Origin of the sequence: Kluyvera intermedia (assembly GCF_021440345.1) — a bacterium.
Taxonomy (GTDB): Bacteria; Pseudomonadota; Gammaproteobacteria; order Enterobacterales; family Enterobacteriaceae; genus Kluyvera; species Kluyvera intermedia_A.
In genome coordinates this window covers 19,463-45,593 of sequence record NZ_JAKCNS010000050.1, presented here as the reverse complement: position 1 = coordinate 45,593, position 26,131 = coordinate 19,463, and the positions used below count along the sequence as shown (strand labels likewise).

The window sequence follows — 26,131 nt, the reverse complement described above, 5'->3', positions numbered from 1 at the left end:
AACACGCAATGGTAAGCGGGATGATGGTATACTTCGCGACCTGGACGCAGGCTCCCTCGGTAAGAATGGTGCACTGCGATACATCTTTTTGCCTAAAGCCCCGTCGGGCTTGCCAACGAACCATTGCCGCCATGAAGTTTATCATTAAATTGTTCCCGGAAATCACCATCAAAAGCCAAACTGTGCGTTTGCGCTTTATTAAAATTTTAACCGGTAACATTCGTAACGTTCTTAAAAATCACGATGAAACGCTCGCTGTCGTTCGCCACTGGGACCACATCGAAGTGCGTTCCAAAGATGAAGACAAACGAGAGATCCTCCGCGACGCGTTGACGCGTATCCCCGGTATTCACCATATTCTGGAAGTGGAAGACGTTCCGTTTACCTCGCTGCACAATATCTTTGAGCAGACGCTGCCGCTGTGGCGCGAAGCGCTGGAAGGCAAATCCTTCTGCGTACGCGTTAAACGTCGCGGTAAGCATGAGTTCACTTCTATCGAAGTAGAACGTTACGTTGGCGGCGGTCTGAACCAGCACATCGAAACGGCGCGCGTGAAGCTGACCAACCCGGATGTGACGGTTAACCTCGAAATCGAAAACGATCGCCTGCTGCTGGTGAAAGGGCGTTATGAGGGCATCGGCGGTTTCCCTATCGGGACTCAGGAAGACGTTCTGTCGCTGATCTCCGGCGGGTTCGACTCCGGCGTCTCCAGCTATATGCTGATGCGTCGCGGCTGCCGCGTGCACTACTGCTTCTTCAACCTCGGCGGTGCGGCCCATGAAATCGGCGTTCGCCAGGTCGCTCACTATCTGTGGAACCGCTTTGGCAGTTCTCACCGCGTACGCTTCGTGGCGATCAACTTCGAACCTGTGGTTGGCGAAATCCTCGAGAAAGTGGAAGACGGCCAGATGGGCGTGGTGCTTAAGCGCATGATGGTCCGCGCGGCATCCCAGGTGGCTGAACGCTACGGCGTGCAGGCGCTGGTGACCGGCGAAGCGCTGGGCCAGGTGTCCAGCCAGACGCTGACCAACCTGCGTCTTATCGACAACGTCTCTGACACCCTGATTCTGCGTCCGCTGATCTCGCACGACAAAGAGCACATCATCGATCTGGCGCGTGAAATTGGCACCGAAGATTTTGCCCGTACCATGCCGGAATACTGCGGCGTTATCTCGAAAAGCCCAACCATCAAAGCGGTGAAGGCGAAGATCGAAGCCGAAGAAGCCAACTTTGATTTCAGCATTCTGGATAAAGTGGTTGCCGAAGCGAACAACGTCGACATTCGCGATATCGCCCAGCAGACCCAGCAGGAAGTGGTGGAAGTGGAAACCGTGAGCGGTTTCGCTGAAAACGACGTGATTCTGGATATCCGCTCGATTGACGAGCAGGACGACAAGCCGCTGAAAGTGGAAGGCGTGGAAGTGGCGTCACTGCCGTTCTACAAGCTGAGCACCAAGTTTGGCGATCTCGACCAGAGCAAAACCTATCTGCTGTGGTGTGAGCGCGGCGTGATGAGCCGTCTGCAGGCGCTGTATCTGCGTGAGCAGGGCTTTGCCAACGTAAAGGTTTACCGTCCGTAGGCGTGAATCTGCATACTAAAAAACCCGGCATTGCCGGGTTTTTTATTGCCTGCGAGCGCAGAACTACGCTTCGTAGTGGTTATAAATCCCCGCCGCCATCACCAGCTGTGTAGAGATTTCATAGGCTTTTTCACGCCCGACCAGCAGGTCGACAATCTTCAGACCGAAATCGATAGCGGTGCCTGGCCCCTGGCTGGTCAGCAGGTTAACGCGCGGGTCCCAGACCACGCGCTTATCCTGCCACTGGCCTTCTGGAATCTGATCTTTCAGCGCCGGGAAGCCGGTCATGTTGCCAATCGGGAAGAGGTCGTGCGGGACCAATACGGTGGCGGCGGCCGCACAAATAGCGGCGACAATGCGTCCGGAGAGGTGAAACTGTCTCACCGTCTCGACCAGCAGCGGGCTGTCGCGGAAGCATTCCGCTCCCTTAATTCCGCCCGGCAGGATGATGATATCGAAATCACCGTCGGCGACTTCAACCAACGGGGCATCGGCCAGCAGCTTAACGCCGCGCGAACAGGTAATCGTCAAATTGCCATCGCTTGCGACGCTGGCGGTAGTGACCTGGATTCCGCCACGCACTAACAAATCGATAGTGGTGACCGCTTCCATCTCTTCACTACCAGGAGCGAGGCAAATCAGTGCCGACGCGCTCATATTCACTCTCCTTACGTTTAACCAGTTCATACAGGCGGGTATTTTCCGGCACCGGAATGCCGTGCGCCCGCGCGCGTTTGAGCAGAAAACCGGTGATATAGTCGATTTCCGTATGCCGAAGTGCGCGGATGTCCTGCAGCATGGAAGAGATATTTTCCGCTGTCAGGTCAATCACCTGGTTAACATAAAATAACAGACTTTCCGGCGAGGTATGAAATCCTTCCCGCGTCATGGTCATCGCCACCTCTTCGCAGATGTGGGCTATCTCTTCCTGATGATCGCGTAAATCGCCGTTCTTACAGTCCATCAGCGCGGTGAGTGGGTTGATAACGCAGTTAACGGCAAGCTTGCGCCACATGGCGGAATGAATGCTGTCGTGCCAGGCGACGTCCGGCAGCACCTCTTGCAGCGTTTCCGCAAGCTGGCTGTAGTCTTCGTCATAGCGTTTTCCTGGGCCGATGTGGGTTGTCCCGTTGGCGACATGAACAATCACGTTACCGTCGCGACGCGCGGCCTGAGTGGTTGCCCCGAGCAGAATCGGTTGCTGAAGGTCATTCAGTTCATTCAGCGTACCCATGCCGTTATGAATCAGCAGGATCGGCGTAGTCGCCGGGAGGCGGGCCGCCAGGCTTCTGACCGCGTCGGAAACCTGCCAAGCTTTAAGAGTCACCAGCAGGAGATCGCTTTGCGCCAGAAAATCGGGATCGTTGGCGATAAGAGACTGATTAAAAATGGTGCCGTCCAGCTCTAACAAATTGACGCTACAGTAGGGCTGAGGTACGCGTAACCAGCCTTGTACTTCAAATCCTTTTTTGTGGAGCGCCGTCATCCATAGCTGGCCTAGCGCGCCACATCCCAATACCGTAATTTTCAAACATCCTCCTGACCGTCTTCTTACCACACCAGATGTAGCGGGTATGTCATACTTCACGCTGGCTATCATGCCATAGTGTGAGTATAGCGCTATCAACTCTGCTGTCGGGGATAACAAGTTGAGTTATGCCGCGTTGCAGGTATTATGCAACGCAAACGAAACTATGGGAGGGGAAAAGATGCCATCTTTCGATATTGTCTCTGAAGTCGATCTTCAGGAAGCACGCAACGCGGTTGATAACGCGAGCCGTGAAGTAGAATCACGCTTTGACTTTCGTGGTGTTGAAGCCACTTTTGAATTAAACGAAGCGAATAAGACGATTAAGGTGCTGAGCGAGTCTGACTTCCAGGTCAATCAGCTGCTGGATATCCTGCGCGCTAAGCTGCTCAAACGCGGCATTGAAGGGACGTCGCTGGACGTGCCAGAAGATTTCGTCCACAGCGGGAAAACCTGGTTCGTTGAAGCCAAGTTGAAGCAGGGGATCGAGAGCGCGGTTCAGAAGAAAATCGTTAAGCTGATTAAAGACAGCAAGCTGAAAGTCCAGACGCAGATTCAGGGCGAAGAACTTCGTGTAACCGGTAAGGCACGCGACGATCTGCAGGCCGCGATGGCGCTGGTACGCGGCGGCGATCTGGGGCAGCCGTTCCAGTTCAAAAACTTCCGCGACTGATTGCGTAAGCACTGCCCGCAGGATCATGCGGGCAGTTCTGTTTACCGAGCGGCGATCGCCTGCTCAACCTCAAAGCGATTGGTCACTTTGCTGTCGATTTTTACGTAAGCCGAGTGCTCTTCCGCCACCACTAACACTTCTTTGACACCCTCGGTTGCCAGCAGGCGTTCACGTAGCGCATCGTCGGCGGTGATATCTTTTGGGATTTCTACGCGCAGGCTACTGACGTACTGCGGTTCCTGCATCGTCATTGAGACCAGCAGCCAGACGGTGGCCAGCAGCGCCCCGGCGAGAAACACCGTTTGCGAATCAAACAGACCATCGACCCAGCCACCCAACGAGCCGCCAATTGCCACGCCCAGGAACTGGCTGGTGGAGTAAATGCCCATCGCCGTTCCTTTGTATCCCGCCGGTGACTCTTTGCTGATAAGTGAAGGCAGCAGCGCTTCCATCAGGTTGAACGCGAGGAAGAAAATCTGCACGCCGATAACCAGCTCCCAGAAGGCGTTGCCGGAACCCCACAGCACGATTTCAGCAATCAGCAGCAGAGAAATACACATCACGAAAACGCGCTTCATGCGGCGTTTTACTTCGGCGTAAATGATAAACGGCACCACGGAGATGAACGACACCAGCATCGTCACCAGATAAATCTTCCAGTGCTCGGCGGCCGGGAAACCGGCGGCTTCCAGCTGGCCCGGCAGCGCGACGAAGGTCGACATCAGCAGAATATGCAGGCACATAATGCCGAAGTTGAGCTTCAGCAGCCGAGGCTCCATCAGCACTTTGCTAAAGCAGCCTTTCACCATCCCTGATTCGCGGTTGAGGACGTGATTTTTGCTGTCCGGCACCACCAGAATGGTCAGCAAAATCCCCAGCGTGGCCAGCCCGGCAATCATCCAGAACAGCGCGTGCAGCCCCAGCTTATGGGTGATGATTGGGCCCAGCACCATGGCGATGGCAAAGGTCACGCCGAAGCTGACGCCGATAAACGCCATCGCTTTGGTGCGGTTTTGCTCGCGAGTTAAATCGGATAGCAGCGCCATGACCGCGGCGGCAATGGCTCCGGAGCCTTGCAGTGCGCGGCCAAGAATAATGCCCCAGATAGATTCGGACATGGCGGCAATCACGCTACCTAAAACGAATATCGCCAGCCCGCCGATAATTAACGGTTTGCGGCCAATGCGGTCAGAGATCAGCCCAAAGGGAATTTGGAATACCGCCTGCGCCAGGCCGTAAATACCGATGGCCAGGCCAATTAGCGCTTCGCTAGCGCCCTGTAATGCCATGCCGTATGTGGTCAGAACCGGCAGAACCATAAACATGCCGAGCATACGCAAAGAAAATACGGTTCCTAAACCCCAGGTGGCGCGCAACTCACCGGGCGTCATTTTGTAATCGTTCATTCCCACCTCAAGATAAAAGCCGGGGGTAGTGTAGTGCGGGGAGCGGGCAGGGTAAACAGACGCTTAATTAACAAATATTACATTATTGAATCATTTGTGCGGAATAGAGACAAAAAACCTCCTCCGGCGGCAATGCTGCTGCCGGAGGAGGGGCGCATTTACGCGGCTTTAGGGGCTATATGGCGAATTGCGTCAATCACTTCCAGTGAACGCAACGCATCGGCGGCGTCAATAATTGGGGCTGCCTCACCGCGTATAACCTGCAGGAAATGGCGCAGTTGCAAAATAAACGGGTCGATCGGCTCAACGTTGAGCGTTTCCTGCAACAGCGGCGCATGCCAGCCGCTTTGCTCGCCGTAGCGCCACCATCGCATTTGGGGAATCGCCAGCGCCCCCTTGCTGCCGGAAATCAGATAGCAGTTCTCCGGCGTATGGGCGTAGATGGCGTTTTCCGCCGAGTTCATCTCCCAGCTCCACGGGCTGACGCCGCAATCGCTCAGCACCGCGCTGCCCAAGGCACCGCAGGCAAAACGCAGGTTCACCACCGCGCTGTCTTCGTTGGCAAAACCGCGCGTGGCGCTGGAGGTCATCGCCTGCACCTCTTCAATCTCGCCGAGCAGGTAGCGCAGGAGGTCAATATCGTGGACCAGGTTGACCAGCAGCGGCCCGGCACCCGGCTCGCGTCGCCAGGCGACATCAAAATAGTCGTCGGGCTTTTGCAAAATCCAGTGCGCGGAGACCGCGACAATTTTGCCCAGCTCACCGCTATCAATCAGCGCCTTGGCCGCGGCGGTTAGCGCATTATGCCGACGATGATGGCCGACCAGCACCGGCACGCCGTGCTTTTGTGCCGCCAACACCAGTTCCTGCGCGCGTTCCGGGGACTCGGCGACCGGCTTTTCCACCAGCACCGGAATCCCCCGCTCGATACAGGCGATGGCGCAAGGGACATGCAGGGTGTTTGGCGTGGCATTAATCACTCCCTGCGGTTTCGCTTGCTCCAGCATGGTTTCCACGTCGGCATACCACGCCACGCCTAATGATTGCGCCAGCGCTTCGGCCTGCGGTGACGGGTCGGCAATGGCGACCAGCTCTGCCTGCGAAACCTGATTGATCACATCGATATGTTTGCGCCCGATGGCGCCGGCACCAATAACGGCAAGACGAATACGGCTCATGATGGGCTCCTCAGCGATGCGCTGATGGTGGGTTTAGTCTCGACGGGACCAGCGGCCCAATAGCTTTTGGCGGCGAGGCCGAGGATGGTTAGCGCAGCCGGGATCCCCAGAATCAGGAAGACCGACCTGAAATCGAACCCCATCGCCAGCATTTCGGCACCCGCAAAGGCGCTCAGAATCGCCCCGATACGACCAACGCCGTGCATCCAACTGGAGCCGGTGGCTCGCGCCTGAGTGGGGTAAAACCGCGCCGACAGGGCGTTCATTCCAGTGTTGGCCCCGTTCAGACAGGCGCCGCTGACAAAGGCCAGAGAGCACAGGAGCGGGAAGTTAATCCCGGCGTAGCCGATGGCCATGGTGAACAGACCGCCGACGGCATAAATAATCCCCAGCGCCCGGTGTGGGTTGATTTTATCCATCAGCCAGCCGGCAAACAGCGAACCGACGGTGCCCCCGGCCTGATACAGCGCGGTCATGATGGCGGCCTGGCTAACCGTCAGGCCAATCTCTTTCACCAGCGTCGGCAGCCAGCTGCCGAGGATATAGACCAGAAACAGCCCCATAAAATAGATCAGCCACAGCATCAGCGAGCCGAACAAATAGTCGCGCGACAACACGATGCGCATGGCGCTGCTTTTAATTGGCTGCTGGGGCAGGATAAAGCTGACGTTTTCGCTCACTTGTCCGGGGTAACAACGCTGCAAAATGGCGTGAATGCGGGCGACTGGGGCCTGTTTGATCACCAGAAAACGCGCCGACTCCGGTAGTTTCCAGATAAGGAGAGGCGCAAACAGCAGCGGCAAAATCCCGCCCAGCGCCATCAGTGAATGCCAGCCGAACTGGGGGATCAGCCACGAGGCGGCAAATCCACCAACGGCGGCGCCAAAGGTAAAGCCGCAGAAAATCACGGTGATAATAAACGAGCGCTGGCGCTCCGGCGCATACTCCGACACCAGCGTGCTCATATTCGGCATCGCGGCCCCCAGCCCCAGCCCGGTCATAAAGCGGAAGAAAATCATCTGCTCAATGTTTTGCGAAAAGGCGGTGGCAATGGTCCAGAAGCCAAAGAAAAAGACGCTGTTAATGATGATTTTTTTGCGCCCCAGCCAGTCGGCAAGCGGCCCGGAAAAAAGCGCGCCGAGGGCGAGGCCAATCAGCGCCGTGCTGATCACAAAGCCGAGTTCATGGTTGCTGACGCCCCATTCCTGCTTCAGCGTGGGGGCGATAAAGCCCATGATGGCGATATCGAATCCGTCGAGCGCAATCACGCAGAAACCCAGGAAAATCACCAGTTTCTGGTAACGGCTGAGCGGGTTGGTGTTAATGAGTTCTCTGACATCCAGGCGTTGAGTCTGTGACATAGCGAGCTCCTGTTTACAGGAAGGATTGTGCAGCGTTAAACAGCAGCTGGGCGCGTTGTTGGGCTGGCAGCGCCCCTTGAGTACCGGCCAGCGGGACTTCCACCGATACCGGTAGCGTGGCGGGCAGCGCCGCCATCAGGCCGCGTAGATCCAACCCGCCTTCACCCAGTACCTGACGCGCACAGCGGGCCTGGTAGATAAGCTCTTGCGTATCGGTAGGAATTAACGCCGGGGCATCGCACAGCTGCATATAGTTGAGCTGTTGTGGGGTAAGAGCCTTCAGGGAGTCCAGCGATTCCCCTGCGCGCCAGAAGTGAATGGCATCGACCAGAATGCCAACGTTGCTTTGGCCGCTGGCGTTAATCAGCTTCTGGGCATCGGCGAGGGTACGAATCTGCGTCCAGGGCATCGGTTCCAGATTCATGGTCAGGCCGTAGGCTGCACCGGCCTGCGCCAGTCGAGCCAGGTTATCCGCACTACGTCGTATATCGCCATCATTTCCGGCCACCAGCACCTGCTGGGCTTCCAGCCGGGCGGCGGTTTCAAGGAAGGGCTGTAGCGCATCAAGGCTGAAGTCCGGCGTCAAACGCACAATCTCAACGTCGGAGACGCGGATGCCGGTATCGCGCAGGGCAGCGAGCGTTTCGCGTACCGTCGCAGTATCGCCCAGCATGTCGTAATTGGGATCGTCAGGGGTCGCGGGCAGTAGCCGAAGGCCAACGTGGCTGTAGCCGGTGAGGGCTGCGATACGCACCTGCTCGGGCGGTGATACGTCGAGCACCGTGAGTGCGGCAAGGGACAGAGAACGCATATTCATAAAGACTCCAGTACGGTTGCAGGTAAGGTTTTTTTGTTATGTTTGGCGCCTTCCGTTGGCAAAAATGCGTAGGTGTTTTTTTAGTTATTCAGCGATGCGGACAGGTTTTTCCCTACCAGATAACCAAAGGTCATGGCAGGGCCCAGCGTGATGCCGCCGCTGGGGTAGTACCCCTGCATCACGCTCGACATATCGTTCCCCACGGCGAAGAGGCCGGGAATGGGCCGTTGTTCGGCATTGAGCACACGCGCCTGTTCATCGGTTTTCAGGCCGCTAAAGGAGCCGAGTGAACCGGGGAGAATGCGCACGGCGTAGTACGGCGCATCTTCCAGCGCGCCCAGCGTCGGGTTGGGCTGATGCCGGGCGTCGCCCTGTGCGCAGTTGTAGGCTGAGGCCCCGCGCTGGAAATCATCATCGCGTCCCTGATGGGCGAAACCGTTGAAGCGTGCGACGGTAGCGCTGAGTTCTGCGCGGTCAATGCCGCATTTTTCTGCCAGCGCTTCGAGCGTTGTCGCGCTTTGCAGATAGCCGGTACGCAGCCAGGCTTCGACCGGGAACGGCGTCGGGCGCGCATGCCCCAGACCGTAGCGATGCAGCGCGCGGCTGTCGGCGATAAGCCAGGCCTGCGGCTGTTCGCCCTCCGGCGTGGCATCAATCAGCGCCGCGATAAAGTCATGGTAGGAGTCGGCTTCGTTGACGAAACGCTTGCCGTTTGGGCGTACGGCAAGAAAGCCCGGCTTGGCGCGCTCGACCAGATGAGGAAACGCCAGCTGTAGCCCGCTGGCGGACAGCACGCGCGAAACGGGCGCCCAGGCCATGGCGTTTTTCAACGTGGTATCGAACTGCCCGCCGACGGTTTCACCCAGCCGAATGCCATCGCCCTGATTGCCCGGTGGAGCGGCAGAAAAGTGGCCATAGCCCTGACGCGCGTGAGCCACGTTCTCCGCCAGACGCTGTTTGTCGTGCGGGAAACCGCCGCAGGCCAGCACAACCGCGCGGGCGTTGACCTGAATATCGCCCTCATCGCCAGCGAGGATCGCGCCGGCCACGCCATTTTCGTCTTCAAGTAGCCGAGAGACCGGGGCGTTGAGTTGAAAACGGACATCGGCGTCTAGCGCAGAACGCAGCAGGCGTGCCATGAGCGCATTGCCGTTAACCAGATGACGGCCGCGCCCATAGCGCAAGCGCTGCCAACCGTGGCGTATCAAACGGCGGCTGGCGTACAGCGCTGAACGCGGTGAACGGGTGGCGTTAAAGAAGTGCGCCATATCCGCGCCTCCGGCAATGCCCATTCCCGCCAGGCTGATAGTCTCCAGAGGCGGGCGCAGGCGATGAAGCCAATCACCTAATCCGCTGGCATCATAGGGTTGCGCCGTGACGGAGCGCCCGCCGGTGGCAAAACCGTGGCTGTTGTGAAAGTCCGGCATTTTAGTGCCGGAGAGGAACTGTACCGCCGTGTTCTGGCGGAAAAACTCCACCATTTCCGGGCCGTAGCGTAAAAAGGTGCGCAGGCGTGCGTCGGCGGCCAGACCGCCCATTTCCGCTTGCAGATAGGCCAGCGGTGCGGCGTCGTCTTCAATAATCCCTTCCTCACGGGCAAGGGGATTTTGCGGGATCCACAGCCAGCCGCCGGACCAGGCGCTGGTGCCGCCGATAACCGACTCTTTTTCCGCCACCAGGACGCGCGCGCCGTGCAGCGCGGCGGTGACGGCAGTGGCGAGCCCCGCCGCCCCGGAGCCAACCACCAGCAGATCCACCTCAACATGCCTGCTCATTGTTGAACTCCTTATTGCAGCGGCGAGAAGTCGGTCGGACGCATCAGCACCGACTCCAGGCGCTCTACCGCCGCCAGCTCGCGGTTTTTACGTGAGAACGTCAACCAGCGCTCGTCCTGCGCCATACGGCCACGGCGAACCAGTCGGTCATCAAGGCTTTCATACGCCCAGATGTGCACCACCTGATTGACCACCCCAATTTCGGTAAAGAAGAAGCCAATCAGTTTGCCCAGGTGCTCGGTCTGTACTGCGTAGGCATCGCTTTTGTACAGCGCCAGCCAGTCGGCCATTTTCAGTGGATTGATGGTGTAGGTGCGTTTTTCGTAAATCATGCGGTTTCTCCGAAAGTGAGTGGGGATTGTTGAGCCATGTGAACGGCGGCCAGGTAGCCAAAGGTCAGCGCCGGGCCGAGGGTGATGCCGGGGCCGGGATAGGTCCCCGCCATGATCGAGTCCATATCGTTGCCGACGGCGTACAGCCCGCCGATAGGTGCGCTCTGCTGATTCACCACCTGCGCGTCGGCGGTGGTGACCAGCCCGCGGGAAGTGCCTAAATCGCCAGTGAAAATTTTAATAGCGTAAAACGGTGCATTGACCAGCGGTGCGTTGCAGGCATTGGGTTGGTGGGCGGCATCACCCATCGCGCGGTTGTAGCTGTTGCCGCCTTTATTGAATTGCGTATCGTGGCCGTTTTGTGCGTCCCGGTTGTAGCGTGCGACGGTCTGCTCGAGCGACTGTGGATCAACGCCTAGCTGCTGGGCGAGTTCGCCCAAACTCTGTGCCTTATACAAATAGCCCGCGTTCACCAGCGCATCGTTGTTGACCGGCGCCGGACGCGCCAGACCCAGGCCGTAGCTTTTCAGCGCCTGCGCATCGCAGAGTAAAAAGCACGGCGCGTTTTCAGCCTGCTGCTGCATGGCGCTGACAAAATGGTGATAAGAGTTTGACTCGTTGACGAAGCGCACGCCGCGCTGATTGACGGCGATGACGCCCGGTTTGGCGCGGTCGGTCACCAGATGCGGGAAGCGCTCTTCGCTGCCGTCCGGGCGGCGCAGCACGGAAACGGGCGCCCAGAAAAAGTTGGAGGGCAGGTCAGCGCCCTGTTTGGCATCCACGCTCAGACCGAGCTGGAACGCCGCGCCGTCGTTGGTCGCGGGTGACATGGTGTAATGCTGTTGCGTTGCCGGGCGGAACTGCGGGGCGATGCGCCCAGCGGCGAAACCGCCCGCCGCCAGCACTACGCCGTGGCGAGCGTGCAACGTGGCAGACTCGCCGTTTTGCTCAATCTCAACGCCGGTCACCCGGCCGTTATGTTCGATGAGCGACTTTACCGTCACGTTTAAACGTAATTCCAGGCCTTTGCGCAGCGCCAGTGTTGCCATACGGGCGATCAGCGCATTGCCCATGGCCAGCCGGGTACCGCGGTGATGGCGCAGACGATCGCGTCCGTAGCGCAGCAGCAGTTTGCCGCAGTGGCGGAAAGAGGCCCATGAGCGACGCATATCGAGGAAATGTTGAATATCGACGCGGTTAACCATCATGCCGCCAAACAGCAGCATGCCCGGCGGCGGGGAGCGCAGAGTCTGGAAATGCTCGCCCAGCTCGCGGCCGTCGTACTCGACAACCTCCAGCGCGCGGCCAACATCCACCGCGCCGGGTTCATCCGGGTAATAGTCCGGCGACAGCGGGCGCAGGCTGTACTTCACCGCACCTTCTTGCTCCAGAAACGCCAGCGCATCGCGCCCGGCGTTCACAAACGCCTCCACCAGCTCCGGGCGATAGTTGGCTTCACCGATGATGGTGCGCAGATAGGTTTTTATCTCTTCGGGGCTGCCGCTTTTACCCAACTTACGCGCCTGATCGGTATCGTTAATCCAAACTGCACCGCCGGAAATCGCTGAGGTGCCGCCAAAGTGCGGGGCTTTCTCCAGCATCAGCACAGACAATCCTTTGCAGCAGGCGGTGACGGCAGCGGCAAAGCCCGCAGCCCCGCTGCCGATGACGATGACATCCCAGCTTTTCATGCGGTAGCCTCTTGCGGTTGTGGGAGAGCGCCAATGAATTCACCCATCAGATGCATTTGTGCCAGCGCCATTTCAGGGCCGGTCTGCGTACGGCATCCACGTTCGCGGGCAAACGCCAGTAGCGGCGTGATCACCGGTGCAGTCACGACATCGGCGACGTGGGTTTTCGTCGTGAGCGTTGCCAGTAGATCCGGCGTCAACGGGAGTTCATCAAAGCCCGCCATACCCGCCGGGGAGCCATTGACCAGCAGATCGAACTCAGCCAGTGAGGCGGGCAACGTCGTCAGGTGTACGGTCGGAAAGTGGGTCGCCAGACGGTTTTCCAGGCGCTGACGGCTAGCGTCGTCGCGGTCGTACAGCGCCAGCGTGTCAATGCCCGCTTCGCACAGACCCCAGGCGATGGCGCTCCCGACGCCGCCGCAGCCGGAGAGCAGGGCGCGCTTACCTGCGGCTTCGAAGCCATGGGCCTGCGCCGCGCGCTGGAACCCAACGCCGTCCAGCATGTCGCCCTCTAAACGCCCGTCAGGCAGCTTGCGCACGCAGTTGACCGCATTCAGATGGCGGGCGCGCGGCGTCAGAAGGTCGAGGAGTCCGGCAACCCGCTGTTTATGCGGAACGGTAACCAAAATGCCGCTCATGTTATGCCAGCCGCGCAGGGTGTTCAGATAGTCAGCGACCGCTTCCGGGGCGATATCCACCGGGATCATGACCTTGTCCATGTTCTGGCTGGCGAAGTAGTGGTTAAAGTTATCCGGTGATTTCACCTGAGTAATAGGGTGCCCGATAACGGCGACGACCTGAGTAAATCCGCTGACCATTTCTCACCTCAATTGTTAACTAACTGTTGCTTGAGTATTTCAATGGAAGCGGTGAGCGACAACGCAGAATTCGGACGGGTTGGTTGTTAATCGCACCGACAGTGCGATAATCGCAGTAATCGACCTTTCATGTTGCAAAAGTGTGAACAACTATGCAAAACGAGATTCATCAGCGCGATCTGATCGTCGGGCTGCAAAAAGGGCTGGCGCTGATCCAGCTTTTCTCGAAGGCGAATCCCCGCTTAACGGTACCGCAGGCGGCAAAAATGAGCGGCCTGACGCAAAGCGCCGCCCGCCGTTTTTTCCTCACGTTGGTACACGACGGGTATCTGGATACCGACGGGCGCTACTACTGGCTGACGGCTAAAAATTTGCGCCTGGGGCAGGCCTATGTGGATTCGGCGCAGTTTCCGCGGATGGTGCGGCCGATCGTGGAGTACGTCGCCAGCCGGGCGGAGGAGCATGCGTCCGTTGGCGTGATTGATGATAACGAACTGGTCTACATTGCCCGCAGTAAGCACACGCCGTTCAACTCGACCTCGGTACGTCTGGGCGAGCGCGTGCCGATACACTGCACCGCCGGGGGGCGACTGTGGCTGGCATCGCTACCGGAGTCGGAGTGCGAAGCGGTGCTCCAGCGGGTCACTCGCGAACAGAGAACACCGTACACGGTTATCGATATTGCCACCTTAATGGAACGGATTGCGCTGGTTCGTCAACAGGGATATGCCACCATTGAGCAGGAGTTTGAAATTGGCATGCTGGTGGTGGCAGTGCCGCTGGCGGACAGGGAAGGGCTATATTGGGGGGCGCTGAGCCTGACCAGCCATCAGTCGCGGACTTCGCTGGAGGCGATGTGCCGCAATCATCTGGATCTGCTCTATAGCGCGCAGGCGATGCTGGTGGCGTAATTCAGATAATAAAAAACCCGCCGAAGCGGGTTTTTTTACACCGAGCAAACCTTACCAGACGTAAGTCAGCAGGTTCTGCGAATTCGGCACCATGAAATCGACGGACATCATCACGGAAAGCGCGGTAATGGCGATGATAGAGAAACCGAACAGCTTGCGCGCCCAGACCTTATCATCTTCCACTTTGTAACCGCGCAGCGCCATGCCTAACCACCAGACGCTGACCGCAGCCGCAACAATCAGGTATTTATAACCTGCGTAGCCGCCCAGAGTTAGCATCAGCGTAGCGACAGCAAAGGCCACGATGTACAGCGTGATGTGGTTTTTCGCCACCGAGATGCCTTTCACCACCGGCAGAACCGGAATATTCGCTGCCTGATAATCCTTGAAGCGGAAAATCGCGATAGCGTAGGAGTGAGGCATCTGCCACAGGCTGAAAATAGCCAGCAGAATCAACGCGCCGCTGTCGAAGTCACCGGTTACGGCACAGTAGCCAATCACCGGCGGCGCAGCGCCGGAGAGAGACCCAATCAGGGTGCCGTAGACGGAGTGGCGCTTCATGTACAGGCTGTAAACGCCGACATAAACCACAAACCCCATCACCCCCAGCCAGCAGGCGAGGGGATTGGCGCCGAACCACAGCAGCATGAAGCCAGCGAGACCCAGCAAGGTGGCGTAGACCAGCGACGTTTTTGGCGCAATTAATCCCTTAACCAGCACTCGGTTCTTCGTACGTTCCATCTTACGGTCGATGTCACGATCGATGTAGTTGTTGAAAACACAACCCGAGGCGACCACCAGAGACACACCGATGAGCGTCCAGGCGAACAGCGGGTAATCGATGTGGCCTTTGGAGGCCAGCAGGAAACCGCCGATCACGGAGATCAGGTTGCCAAAAATGATGCCAGGCTTCGTAACTTGCAGGTATCGCTTAAACATACTCGCCGCTCTTAGTGAACCATCATGTTGTAGTTCAGGTTCCACATAATCCAGATTGAACCTACCACCACGATGGCAATGATTATCACGGTAAAGACAAACGCGGTCAGGTTCCAGCCTTCGTCAGACTTGCTGTTCATGTGCAGGAAGTACACCAGGTGTACCAGGATCTGCACCACAGCGGTGACCAGAATGGTCCCCAGAATTACCGCATGCGACGCGCTGCCTGTCATCACCATCCAGAACGGAATGACCGTCAGGATGATAGACAGGATAAATCCTGTCATGTAGGACTTCACGCTGCCGTGGGAAGCGCCGCTGTGATCGTTAGAATGACTCATTACATTGCCCCCATCAGGTAAACAACGGAGAACACACAGATCCATACCACGTCCAGGAAGTGCCAGAACAGGCTCAGGCACAGGATACGGGTACGGTTAGTGCTGGTCAGGCCGCGACGGGATACCTGCACCATCAGCACTGCCATCCAGATAAGACCGGAAGTCACGTGCAGACCGTGGGTACCTACCAGGGCGAAGAACGCTGACAGGAAGCCGCTGCGATCCGGACCCATACCTTCAACAATCAGGTGATGGAATTCATAGATTTCCATCGCGATAAACCCTGCCCCGAAGAGGAAGGTCAGCGCCAGCCAGGAAACAACCTGGCTCTTGTTGTTTTTGTACATGGCGATAGCCGCCATGCCGTAGGTGATGGAGCTGAACAGCAGCAGTGCGGTTTCAACCAGAACGAACGGCAGTTCAAAGATATCTTTACCGGTCGGGCCGCCCGCTGTGCCGTTCACCAGAACGGCATAGGTTGCGAACAGACTGGCGAAGATAATGCAGTCGCTCATCAGGTAGATCCAGAAGCCGAAGATCTTCATCGGCCCTGTATCGTGATGCCCATGTTCGTGCGCGTGGGCGTTATGCGCCAGAGTATCAGTTGCCATTTTTCAGCCCTGCCTTATGAATCTCATCGAAATGCTGATTTTCCAGTTTTTCGACTTCTGCAACCGGCACGTAGTAATCCACGTCCTCGTCAAAGCTCTTGATAATCCAGGTGATAACGATGCCAGCAAAGCTTGCAATCGCCAGCCACCAGATATGCCAGATCATGGCGAAACCAAATACCGTTGCGAAGGCGGCAATCACGATGCCGGCGCCGCTGTTTTTCGGCATATGAATTTCTTCATACTGAGTTGGCTGTTTGTACGCTTCGCCTTTTTCTTTCATTTCCCAGAATGCATCGCGTTCGTGGATCTGCGGCACAATGGCAAAGTTATAGAACGGAGGCGGGGAAGAGGTTGCCCACTCCAGCGTACGGCCGCCCCACGGGTCACCGGTCAGATCGCGGTTTTGCTCGCGGTCACGGATAGACACGTAGAACTGAATCAGCTGGCAGAGGATACCGCAGGCAATCAGCGCTGCACCGCATGCTGCAACAACCAGCATTGGGTGGAACTGCGGATCAATCTGCTGGCTCAGACGACGGGTCATCCCCATGAAGCCCAGCACGTACAGCGGCATAAATGCCACGAAGAAGCCGATGATCCACAGCCAGAACGCGCGTTTACCCCAGGTTTCGTTCAGGGTGAAGCCGAAGGCTTTTGGCCACCAGTAGGTCAGACCTGCGAAGCAACCGAAGACCACGCCGCCGATGATGACGTTATGGAAGTGGGCAATCAGGAACAGACTGTTGTGCAGCACGAAGTCAGCGCCAGGAACCGCCAGCAGAACGCCGGTCATACCGCCAACCGAGAAGGTCACGATAAAGCCGATGGTCCACAGCATCGCAGAGTTAAAGACGATGCGGCCCTGATACATGGTGAACAGCCAGTTGAAGATCTTCACCCCGGTAGGGATGGCGATAATCATCGTGGTAATACCGAAGAAGGCGTTTACGTTCGCGCCAGCACCCATGGTGAAGAAGTGGTGCAGCCAAACGATGAACGACAGGATGGTAATACACACGGTTGCCCACACCAGTGAGGTGTAGCCAAACAGGCGTTTACGCGAGAAGGTTGCTGCGACTTCGGAGAACACGCCGAAGACTGGCAGTACCAGAATGTACACTTCCGGGTGACCCCAGGCCCAAATCAGGTTGATGTACATCATCATGTTGCCGCCCATATCGTTGGTAAAGAAATGGGTGCCCAGATAGCGATCCAGGGTCAGCAGCGCGACGGTAACCGTCAGAATTGGGAAGGAGGCGATAATCAGGATGTTGGCGCACAGAGATGCCCAGGTAAATACCGGCATCTTGAACATCGTCATACCTGGTGCACGCATCTTGATGATGGTCACGAAGAAGTTAATACCGGTCAGGGTGGTACCGATACCGGAGAGCTGAAGCGCCCAAATCCAGTAATCAACGCCGACGCCCGGACTGTATTCAATTCCCGAGAGCGGTGGATACGCCAGCCAACCGGTCTGAGCAAACTCACCCACGCCCAGAGACAGGTTAACCAGAATAACGCCGACAACGGTGAACCAGAAGCTCAGGTTGTTCAGGAACGGGAATGCCACGTCGCGCGCACCGATCTGCAGAGGAACCACAAGGTTCATCAGACCGATAACGAACGGCATCGCTACGAAGAAGATCATGATAACGCCATGGGCGGTAAAGATCTGGTCGTAGTGATGAGGCGGCAGGAACCCTGCTTCCCCGGCGGAGGCCAGCACCTGCTGGCTACGCATCATGACGGCATCGGCAAAGCCACGCAGCAGCATGACGATAGCGACGATGACATACATGATGCCGAGTCTTTTGTGGTCAACCGAAGTCAGCCACTCATTCCATAGGTAGGACCACTTACCGAAGTAAGTGATCAAGGCGAGTAACGCCAGACCACCGATGATAATGGCAGCGACCGTAACCATGACAATAGGTTCATGGAACGGCACTGCATCCAGTGTCAATTTTCCGAACATCGTTTTCTTCCTCGGCCCCTTAGTGAGCGGATTCCGCGTGGTTCATGTCCATGCCTTCCATACCTTCGTGCGATGCGTGTTCGCCTTCAGATTTGGACATGTCCATGCCCTTGCCGTGATCCATAAATTTGCTTGTTACTGCTTTAAACAAATCTGGTTTCACGCTGGAGAAGTACTCCACCTTGTTGTATTCGCTCGGTGCAGCCACTTTCTCGAATGCCGCCATGTCATCCATGGTGTTCGAAGATTGTTTCGCTTTAGCGACCCACTGATCGAATGTGGCACGATCCGGCGTAGCAATGGCTTTGAACTTCATACCAGAGAAGCCCGGGCCGCTATAACTTGCGGAGATACCGTCGTAGGTACCCGCTTCGTTAGCGATAAGATGCAGGTTGGTCTGCATACCGGCCATGGCGTAAATCTGGCTGCCCAGACGCGGGATAAAGAAGGAGTTCATCACGGAGTTGGAGGTCACTTTGAACTGCACCGGAACGTTCGCTGGGAAAGCGATTTCGTTAACGGTAGCAATGCCCTGCTCCGGGTAGATGAAGAACCATTTCCAGTCCATGGAAACTACTTCGATAGTGATAGGTTTCTCGTCATGAACCAGCGGTTTGCTCGGTTCTAAAGAGTGTGTGGTTTTCCAGGTCAGTACGGCGAGGAAGACGATGATAAGAATTGGCACTGTCCAGACCACAGCTTCAACTTTGTTGGAGTGTGACCAGTTAGGGCTATACTTCGCATCTTTATTGCTCGCACGGTACTTCCAGGCGAAACCAACGGCCATTAAGACGGCCGGAATCACGACGATCATCATCAGGCCAAAAGCCGTCAGTATCAGCGAACGCTGCTCCAGTCCAATCTGTCCTTTGGGGTCAAGTAGCGCAGAATCACAACCACTGAGTAATACAGTGCTGGCGATTAATGACAACCATCCCAAGTTTTTATTGTATTTCCTGAGTCTCATGTAACGACCTCAATTCCACGGGGTGTTGGTGGCGTTTAAAGTGTGGGGGCATTTTACGGGAAGGTTACATTACTGTAAACATCATTGGTGCTCTGTCAGTTATGTGTTACCGGGTTCTGCCGTACCTGTCACAGATGTTGCCAAATATGTCTATTTTTCAGGCGGGAAGCCCATGCGGCGGGTGTTATAACGAAATGGGGATTGAGGTGGAGGCAAACAGGGCAATTGGTATAACCATTGCCAAAAATATACAAATAATTAACAATTAATCATCAAATAATAGACAATTAGAAAACGAAAAATTAATTGCCATCGTGCTGAATCGGTTAATGAAATAAAGCACAGTTAAGACGTTCCAATAATTTCCAGAATTCTAAAGCGCACAAAAGCACAAATATTTTTTTTATTTACGCTGCAGTCGTTATTATTACGTATCGTAACTACAGCGTATTAGTCGTATTTTTTACGTATTCATCGAAACTGCGTTTTGCGTAATGCCAGATAATCCAACAGGCAGCCAAATACGATCCCGGCAAAGGCCACCAGAACTCCTGCCTCAAGCATAAATCCTGACCAGGTCAACGCGGTGAAATTCAGCGCATCGCTGACGATCATCAGCAGCCAGATGCCCAATAAGGCAACGCCAACCAGCAGTAAACGCAGGGCAAAACGATAGCCGCCGCTGTAGCTATTTCGCGGCATAAACTGTTCGGTTTGCTGGGTGTATTCCAGCGTCCGGCGACAAACCAGCAGCAGTAAAATGCCCGGTATGGCGGCAATGACGGAGAACAGATAAAACGTCGGCCAGCCGTGGGCTTCAACGAACCAGCCGGCAATGGGCCCGACGTAAACGCGCCCGACGGCGGACAGCGCCGACAGCAGGGCGAACTGGGTGGCGGAGAAGGATTTGTTACATAAGGTCATCAGCAGCGCGACAAACGCCGCTGTCCCCATGCCGCCGCACAGGTTTTCAAAGAACACCGCCGCCGCCATGGAGTAGATATGTTTGTCAGTGATCGACAGCATCCAATAACCGGCGTTGGAGACACCCTGTAAAATGCCGAAGATCAGCAGCGCGCGAAAGAGCGTCAGGCGCTGCATCAGTACCCCGCCGTACAGCGCACCGAGAATGGTGGCGAATAGGCCGAGGGTTTTATTGACCATGCCGACCTGGCCGGCATCAAAGCCTACGCCGCGAATCAAAAAGGTGGTGGTCAGGCTCATGGCAAAAGCATCGCCGAGCTTGTACATCACAATCAGCAGCAGGATAAGCCAGGCGTTGTTACGACCGAAGAAATCTTTCAGCGGCGCGACGACCGCCTGTTCCAGACTTTTGGGAACCGGAATAACATCGCTGGGTTCAGGGGCGAGTAGGGTGGCGATAATACAAGGGACCAGCAGCGCGGCCATCAGCCAGTACATGCCCTGCCAGCCGAGCCATTTATCCGCCAGCCACAGCGCTAAACCACCGGAGACCAGCATCCCCAGGCGGTAGCCCAGCACGCTGATGGCGGCACCGGCACCGCGTTCTTCCGTCGGTAATACGTCGGTTTTCCAGGCGTCAAAGACAATATCCTGGGACGCGGAGCAAAAGGCGATAACCACCGCCAGCGCGGCCATCCAGCGCAGCTGTGACGAAGGTTCAAGAAAGCCCATCGCCGCTATAGCAATGAGCAATAAACATTGAGTGGCCAACAGCCAGCCGCGACGACGCCCTAAAAACGGCGGCGTGTAGCGGTCCATCACCGGTGACCAAAGAAACTTAAAAACGTAGGCCTGTCCGACCAGCGAAAAGAAACCGATGGTTTTCAGATCGATATTCTCGACCGTCATCCACGCCTGCAGCGTCCCGGAGGTCAGGGCAAGCGGCAAACCGGAGGCAAAGCCAAGAATCAGCAGAATGGCTGATTTTGGTTGCTGAAAAATTCGCAGATAGTGATTAGACATGGGCTTTAACGTTCAGACCCGGCATAAGCCGGGCCTGTGACGAGATTAGCGTGCGTTTTGCTTGATAAAGTCGTGGATGGTAGTGTCCTGGGACATATCCGCGATGGTATCACTGAGTACGCTATCAACCGTGTCGGAGATATTCTTGTTAGAGGCCTGGAATGCGCCCTCAACGGAATAGTTCGAACGGTAGTTTTTGGTCATCTTGTTACCGTTTGCCGCGGTCGCGATGATAGCGATATCCGCTTTGGTATTGATGTTGTAACGCACGTTGCCCTGGGAAACGTCCGCATACAGCTGGTTTACGATAATCTGCAGATTAGCCGCACCGTTAGGGCCAATCATATAGCCGCGTGCAGCCATCTGTTTTTCGAGCACTTCTTGCATCAGGAAGCGCAGATCGCGAGAGGCGGTGAGAGTCACCAGCTGGTTGTTGCGGGTCACTTTTGCCAGCGCCTGATCCTGACGCTGGTCAGCGCCATTGATGCTGACGGTGACGCCCATCAGGCTTGGATCCTGCTGTGGCAGAGCAATTTTAGGCGACACGTCAACGGTAGTCGGGGGCGTTACGCATCCTGACAACATAAACAGTGCAACCAAAGGGAAGAGGATTTTTTTTAACATGTTAGGGGTCTCAAAACGCATTGTTTACTGATAATCCCCGTCATCATAACATCGCCAACGGCGAGGGGAAGTAGGCAATGCATGTAAATTCATCGTGTTGATGTTTTTCTGCTCGCACATACAAAAAGCAGGGGTATTTCAGATGAAAACGGATTGTAAAAGGCGTTAACTTCATCTACTTGACAAATAAAATGACGCGAACGCTAATTTTTTGTTGCCTTTGTGTAATGTAGTCAGTAAAAGCGGCTAACATTTAAAGGGATAGGCGGCATCTTAACGTTGTCGGAGGAGTAATATCATGATGATGCGTGAACAAATCGAAGAAAAATTAAGGACAGCGTTTGATCCTGTGTTCCTGGAGGTTGTAGATGAAAGCTACCGCCACAACGTACCGGCAGGCTCAGAGAGCCACTTTAAAGTTGTGCTGGTTAGCGACAGATTTACCGGGGAGCGTTTCCTCAATCGCCACCGGATGATCTATGGCACCCTCACAGAGGAGTTTGCTTCTACCGTACATGCGCTGGCACTGCACACTTACACACGCAAAGAGTGGGAAGGTTTACAAGATACCGTTATTGCTTCGCCGCCATGTCGTGGAGCGGGTACTATCGCGTAGAAAAGGCATTTTCAACGCGGAACTTTTCCAGTATGTTGCGTACAGATTATGAGAAAACGGCCTGCGGGCCGTTTTGTTTTGTCTGAATTTTGAGCGCCAAAGACAGTATTCAGACAAAAATTAGCCGGGAATTGTGAAAAATGCCGCAGCAACGCGTGATAACCGTTCTCGACTCATAAAAGTGATGCCGCTATAATGCTGCGTCTTATTTTTCGGAATGTCTTCGGGATGATTCTGGCTACAGGGAATGTGTTTCTGATTTAAAGATAACGTCCCAGTACTGCAAGGCATGATTCAGAGTTGACCGAGCACTGTGATTTTTTTGAGGTAACAAGATGCAAGTTTCAGTTGAAACCACTCAGGGCCTTGGCCGCCGTGTAACGATTACTATCGCTGCTGACAGCATCGAAAACGCTGTAAAAAGCGAGCTGGTCAACGTAGCGAAAAAAGTACGCATTGACGGTTTCCGTAAAGGTAAAGTACCGATGAATGTTGTTGCTCAGCGTTATGGCGCTTCCGTGCGTCAGGACGTGCTGGGTGACCTGATGAGCCGCAACTTTGTTGATGCGATCATCAAAGAGAAGATCAATCCAGCTGGCGCACCGAACTACGTTCCGGGCGAATACAAACTGGGTGAAGACTTCACTTACGCAGTAGAGTTCGAAGTTTATCCAGAAGTTGAACTGAAAGGTCTGGATGCTATCGAAGTTGAAAAACCAGTTGTTGAAGTGACCGAAGCTGACGTTGACGGCATGCTGGACACCCTGCGTAAGCAGCAGGCAACCTGGAAAGACAAAGACGGCGCAGTTGACGCTGAAGACCGTGTGACCGTTGACTTCTCCGGTTCCGTAGACGGCGAAGAGTTCGAAGGCGGCAAAGCGACTGACTTCGTACTGGCAATGGGCCAGGGTCGTATGATCCCAGGCTTTGAAGACGGTATCAAAGGCCACAAAGCTGGCGAAGAATTCACTATCGACGTGACCTTCCCGGAAGAATACCACGCTGAAAACCTGAAAGGTAAAGCGGCTAAATTCGTTATCAACCTGAAAAAAGTTGAAGAACGTGAACTGCCAGAACTGACCGCAGAATTCATCAAACGTTTCGGCGTTGAAGATGGTTCCGTAGAAGGTCTGCGCGCTGAAGTGCGTAAAAACATGGATCGCGAGCTGAAAGGCGCGGTACGTAACCGTGTTAAAACTCAGGCAATCGAAGGTCTGGTACAGGCTAACGAAATCGACGTGCCTGCTGCCCTGATCGACAGCGAAATCGACGTTCTGCGCCGTCAGGCTGCACAGCGTTTCGGTGGCAACCAGCAGCAAGCGATGGAACTGCCTCGCGAACTGTTCGAAGAGCAGGCGAAACGCCGCGTTGTTGTTGGCCTGCTGCTGGGCGAAGTGATTCGTACCCACGAGCTGAAAGCTGACGAAGCACGCGTTGCTACCCTGATCGAAGAAATGGCTTCTGCCTACGAAGATCCGAAAGAAGTTATTGAATTCTACAGCAAAAACAAAGAGCTGATGGAAAACATGCGCAGCGTCGCTCTGGAAGAACAGGCTGTTGAAGCGGTTCTGGAAAAAGCGAAAGTGACTGAAAAAGCAACTTCCTTCAACGAACTGATGAACCAGCAGGCGTAATTTCGCTTTCCGGTTTACGGTTTGAGAAAAGCCCGTTGCCTTTTGGTGACGGGTTTTTTTTTATTGCAGCGATAGCCAACGCGAGCGTGATAAAAGGACTTTTCGGTATTAGCGTATCAACAAAATATTGTTATGCTTGAAATAGGGTAAGATCGTACCCATTACTGGGGGAACGAATCACTCGCCACATCTCTATAATCAGAATGCTGTGGCTATATTATTTTTTATCCAGGAGACGGACATGTCATACAGTGGCGAACGAGATAACTTAGCACCCCACATGGCCCTGGTGCCGATGGTCATTGAACAGACCTCCCGTGGCGAACGTTCTTTTGATATCTACTCCCGTCTGCTTAAAGAGCGCGTTATCTTTCTGACCGGCCAGGTGGAAGACCACATGGCGAACCTGATTGTGGCGCAAATGCTGTTTCTGGAAGCGGAAAACCCGGAAAAAGATATTTACCTGTACATCAACTCCCCAGGTGGCGTGATTACCGCTGGGATGTCTATTTATGACACCATGCAGTTCATTAAGCCGGACGTCAGCACCATTTGTATGGGGCAAGCGGCGTCCATGGGCGCGTTCCTGCTGACGGCAGGCGCAAAAGGTAAGCGTTTCTGCTTGCCGAACTCCCGCGTAATGATTCACCAGCCTTTGGGTGGTTATCAGGGTCAGGCGACGGATATTGAAATCCATGCTCGTGAGATCCTGAAAGTGAAAGGACGCATGAATGAGCTTATGGCGCACCATACCGGCAAATCTTTAGAACAGATTGAAAGCGACACTGAACGTGACCGCTTCCTGTCTGCCGCTGAAGCTGTGGAGTATGGTTTGGTTGACTCTATCCTGAGTCAGCGTAACTAATGTCATGACGGCACGTGTCGCCGCAGGGTATATACTACTAGAGGCGGCACAACGCTTGCGTAGCAGCTTGCGCTTAAGAATGGCATTTGCGTCGTCATATGCGGCACAAAGAACTTAAAAAGAGGTTTTGACTCATGACAGATAAACGCAAAGATGGATCGGGCAAACTGTTGTACTGCTCTTTTTGCGGCAAAAGCCAGCACGAAGTGCGTAAGCTCATCGCCGGCCCATCCGTGTATATCTGCGACGAATGTGTCGACTTATGTAACGACATCATTCGCGAAGAGATTAAAGAAGTAGCACCGCATCGTGAACGCAGCGCGCTGCCAACACCACACGAAATTCGTCACCATCTTGATGATTACGTCATCGGTCAGGAACAGGCGAAAAAGGTGCTTGCTGTTGCAGTTTATAACCACTACAAACGTCTGCGTAATGGCGATACCAGCAACGGCATTGAGCTCGGCAAAAGTAACATTCTGCTGATTGGCCCGACCGGTTCCGGTAAAACGCTGCTGGCCGAAACGCTGGCACGCCTGCTGGACGTTCCGTTCACCATGGCGGACGCCACCACGCTGACCGAAGCGGGTTATGTGGGTGAAGACGTTGAAAACATTATTCAGAAACTGCTGCAGAAGTGCGACTACGACGTACAGAAAGCACAGCGCGGTATTGTTTACATCGATGAAATCGACAAAATTTCCCGTAAATCTGACAACCCGTCGATTACGCGCGATGTGTCCGGCGAAGGTGTACAGCAGGCTCTGCTGAAACTTATCGAAGGCACCGTGGCTGCCGTTCCACCGCAGGGTGGACGTAAGCATCCGCAGCAGGAGTTCCTGCAGGTTGATACCTCTAAGATCCTCTTTATCTGTGGCGGCGCATTTGCGGGTCTGGATAAAGTTATCGGCAACCGCGTTGAAACCGGTTCAGGTATTGGCTTCGGTGCAACCGTGAAATCGAAAACGGATAAAGCCAGCGAAGGCGAACTGCTGAGCCAGGTCGAGCCAGAAGATCTGATCAAATTTGGTTTGATCCCTGAGTTCATCGGTCGTCTGCCGGTGGTTGCAACGCTGACTGAGTTGAGCGAAGAAGCGCTGATTCAGATCCTCAAAGAGCCGAAAAACGCCCTGACTAAGCAGTATCAGGCGCTGTTTAATCTCGAAGGCGTGGATCTGGAATTCCGTGATGAAGCGCTGGACGCTATTGCTAAGAAAGCGATGAGCCGTAAAACCGGTGCTCGTGGTCTGCGTTCTATCGTGGAAGCCGCGCTGCTCGAAACCATGTACGATCTGCCTTCAATGGAAGACGTTGAAAAAGTGGTTATCGACGAGTCGGTGATTGCTGGCCAAAGCGAACCGCTGCTGATTTATGGCAAGCCGGAAGCGCAGCAGGCATCTGGCGAATAATTCACCAGTTCATACAATCAGTTAATCAAAAAGGGGGGATTTTATCTCCCCTTTTATTTTTCCTGATTCATAGCGTTGAATGTGTGGAATACATCCCCATATACTGGTTACATGTTAATGGTTGTGT

General features: G+C 55.2%; 24 protein-coding genes. 7 read left to right on the top strand and 17 right to left on the bottom strand.

Annotated elements, in window-relative coordinates; genetic code table 11:
- Positions 1–131 precede the first annotated feature (131 nt).
- Entirely contained in the window at positions 132–1,580 is a 1,449-nt protein-coding gene (gene thiI / locus LZ634_RS15690) for a tRNA uracil 4-sulfurtransferase ThiI (RefSeq protein WP_234506950.1), read from the top strand.
- 63 nt (positions 1,581–1,643) lie between these two features.
- Here thiI and yajL read toward each other — a convergent pair whose 3' ends face one another.
- Both yajL and panE read right to left on the bottom strand, forming a co-directional pair.
- Entirely contained in the window at positions 1,644–2,237 is a 594-nt protein-coding gene (gene yajL, locus LZ634_RS15685) for a protein deglycase YajL (RefSeq protein ID WP_234506948.1), read from the bottom strand.
- A complete protein-coding gene (gene panE / locus LZ634_RS15680) occupies positions 2,200–3,111 on the bottom strand; it encodes a 2-dehydropantoate 2-reductase (protein ID WP_234506947.1) in 912 nt (303 codons plus the stop codon). Before panE ends, yajL begins: the two co-directional genes overlap by 38 nt.
- A gap of 178 nt (positions 3,112–3,289) precedes the next feature.
- Between panE and LZ634_RS15675 the strand changes: the two genes are divergently transcribed.
- Positions 3,290–3,781, top strand: coding sequence for a YajQ family cyclic di-GMP-binding protein (locus LZ634_RS15675; protein WP_052283876.1), 492 nt, complete (start codon positions 3,290–3,292; stop codon positions 3,779–3,781).
- A 41-nt stretch (positions 3,782–3,822) separates the two neighbouring features.
- Here the strand turns inward: LZ634_RS15675 and LZ634_RS15670 are convergent, their stop codons facing one another.
- From LZ634_RS15670 to LZ634_RS15635, 8 genes are all read right to left on the bottom strand, one after another.
- Positions 3,823–5,187 carry an MFS transporter gene (locus LZ634_RS15670; protein WP_234506945.1) on the bottom strand — a complete coding sequence of 455 codons (1,365 nt, stop codon included), beginning with the start codon at positions 5,185–5,187 and terminating at the stop codon, positions 3,823–3,825.
- 158 nt (positions 5,188–5,345) lie between these two features.
- Complete coding sequence (locus tag LZ634_RS15665) at positions 5,346–6,365, bottom strand: Gfo/Idh/MocA family protein (protein ID WP_234506943.1); 1,020 nt, start codon at positions 6,363–6,365, stop codon at positions 5,346–5,348.
- A complete protein-coding gene (locus tag LZ634_RS15660) occupies positions 6,362–7,726 on the bottom strand; it encodes an MFS transporter (RefSeq protein ID WP_234506941.1) in 1,365 nt (454 codons plus the stop codon). Before LZ634_RS15660 ends, LZ634_RS15665 begins: the two co-directional genes overlap by 4 nt.
- A 13-nt stretch (positions 7,727–7,739) precedes the next feature.
- A complete protein-coding gene (locus LZ634_RS15655; RefSeq protein ID WP_234506939.1) occupies positions 7,740–8,543 on the bottom strand; it encodes a sugar phosphate isomerase/epimerase family protein in 804 nt (267 codons plus the stop codon).
- Positions 8,544–8,623: 80 nt separating this feature from the next.
- Positions 8,624–10,318: an FAD-dependent oxidoreductase gene (locus LZ634_RS15650; RefSeq protein WP_234506938.1), complete on the bottom strand. Its 1,695-nt coding sequence runs from the start codon at positions 10,316–10,318 to the stop codon at positions 8,624–8,626.
- A gap of 11 nt (positions 10,319–10,329) precedes the next feature.
- Positions 10,330–10,650 (bottom strand): NIPSNAP family protein, encoded by a 321-nt coding sequence (locus tag LZ634_RS15645; RefSeq protein ID WP_015965584.1) that lies wholly within the window; start codon positions 10,648–10,650, stop codon positions 10,330–10,332.
- Positions 10,647–12,341, bottom strand: coding sequence for an FAD-dependent oxidoreductase (locus tag LZ634_RS15640; RefSeq protein WP_234506936.1), 1,695 nt, complete (start codon positions 12,339–12,341; stop codon positions 10,647–10,649). Before LZ634_RS15640 ends, LZ634_RS15645 begins: the two co-directional genes overlap by 4 nt.
- Positions 12,338–13,159 (bottom strand): shikimate dehydrogenase family protein, encoded by an 822-nt coding sequence (locus LZ634_RS15635; RefSeq protein ID WP_234506933.1) that lies wholly within the window; start codon positions 13,157–13,159, stop codon positions 12,338–12,340. The genes LZ634_RS15640 and LZ634_RS15635 overlap by 4 nt, the downstream gene beginning before the upstream one ends.
- A gap of 152 nt (positions 13,160–13,311) precedes the next feature.
- Between LZ634_RS15635 and LZ634_RS15630 the strand changes: the two genes are divergently transcribed.
- A complete protein-coding gene (locus LZ634_RS15630; protein WP_234506931.1) occupies positions 13,312–14,070 on the top strand; it encodes an IclR family transcriptional regulator C-terminal domain-containing protein in 759 nt (252 codons plus the stop codon).
- A 51-nt stretch (positions 14,071–14,121) separates the two neighbouring features.
- Here the strand turns inward: LZ634_RS15630 and cyoE are convergent, their stop codons facing one another.
- The 7 genes from cyoE to LZ634_RS15595 form a co-directional block, all read right to left on the bottom strand.
- Positions 14,122–15,009 carry a heme o synthase gene (gene cyoE, locus LZ634_RS15625; RefSeq protein ID WP_234506929.1) on the bottom strand — a complete coding sequence of 296 codons (888 nt, stop codon included), beginning with the start codon at positions 15,007–15,009 and terminating at the stop codon, positions 14,122–14,124.
- Between the two features lie 11 nt (positions 15,010–15,020).
- On the bottom strand, positions 15,021–15,350 hold the full coding sequence (locus tag LZ634_RS15620; RefSeq protein ID WP_052283866.1) for a cytochrome o ubiquinol oxidase subunit IV: 330 nt from the start codon (positions 15,348–15,350) through the stop codon (positions 15,021–15,023).
- Positions 15,350–15,961, bottom strand: coding sequence for a cytochrome o ubiquinol oxidase subunit III (locus LZ634_RS15615; protein WP_052283865.1), 612 nt, complete (start codon positions 15,959–15,961; stop codon positions 15,350–15,352). Before LZ634_RS15615 ends, LZ634_RS15620 begins: the two co-directional genes overlap by 1 nt.
- Complete coding sequence (cyoB, locus tag LZ634_RS15610; RefSeq protein ID WP_234506927.1) at positions 15,951–17,942, bottom strand: cytochrome o ubiquinol oxidase subunit I; 1,992 nt, start codon at positions 17,940–17,942, stop codon at positions 15,951–15,953. Before cyoB ends, LZ634_RS15615 begins: the two co-directional genes overlap by 11 nt.
- Positions 17,943–17,961: 19 nt before the next feature.
- The gene (cyoA, locus tag LZ634_RS15605; RefSeq protein ID WP_234506925.1) at positions 17,962–18,909 is read right to left on the bottom strand and encodes a cytochrome o ubiquinol oxidase subunit II; all 948 of its coding nucleotides are present in this window, start codon (positions 18,907–18,909) and stop codon (positions 17,962–17,964) included.
- Positions 18,910–19,380: 471 nt separating this feature from the next.
- On the bottom strand, positions 19,381–20,856 hold the full coding sequence (gene ampG, locus LZ634_RS15600; protein ID WP_234506922.1) for a muropeptide MFS transporter AmpG: 1,476 nt from the start codon (positions 20,854–20,856) through the stop codon (positions 19,381–19,383).
- 45 nt (positions 20,857–20,901) lie between these two features.
- On the bottom strand, positions 20,902–21,480 hold the full coding sequence (locus LZ634_RS15595; protein WP_234506920.1) for a lipoprotein: 579 nt from the start codon (positions 21,478–21,480) through the stop codon (positions 20,902–20,904).
- A 298-nt stretch (positions 21,481–21,778) separates the two neighbouring features.
- Between LZ634_RS15595 and bolA the strand changes: the two genes are divergently transcribed.
- The 4 genes from bolA to clpX all read left to right on the top strand — a co-directional run bounded on the left by bolA (position 21,779) and on the right by clpX (position 26,004).
- A complete protein-coding gene (gene bolA / locus LZ634_RS15590) occupies positions 21,779–22,096 on the top strand; it encodes a transcriptional regulator BolA (protein WP_234506918.1) in 318 nt (105 codons plus the stop codon).
- A 335-nt stretch (positions 22,097–22,431) separates the two neighbouring features.
- Positions 22,432–23,730 (top strand): trigger factor, encoded by a 1,299-nt coding sequence (gene tig, locus LZ634_RS15585; protein WP_052283860.1) that lies wholly within the window; start codon positions 22,432–22,434, stop codon positions 23,728–23,730.
- A 241-nt stretch (positions 23,731–23,971) separates the two neighbouring features.
- Entirely contained in the window at positions 23,972–24,595 is a 624-nt protein-coding gene (gene clpP, locus LZ634_RS15580; RefSeq protein ID WP_234506916.1) for an ATP-dependent Clp endopeptidase proteolytic subunit ClpP, read from the top strand.
- 134 nt (positions 24,596–24,729) lie between these two features.
- A complete protein-coding gene (clpX, locus tag LZ634_RS15575) occupies positions 24,730–26,004 on the top strand; it encodes an ATP-dependent protease ATP-binding subunit ClpX (protein WP_234506914.1) in 1,275 nt (424 codons plus the stop codon).
- Positions 26,005–26,131: the final 127 nt, after the last annotated feature.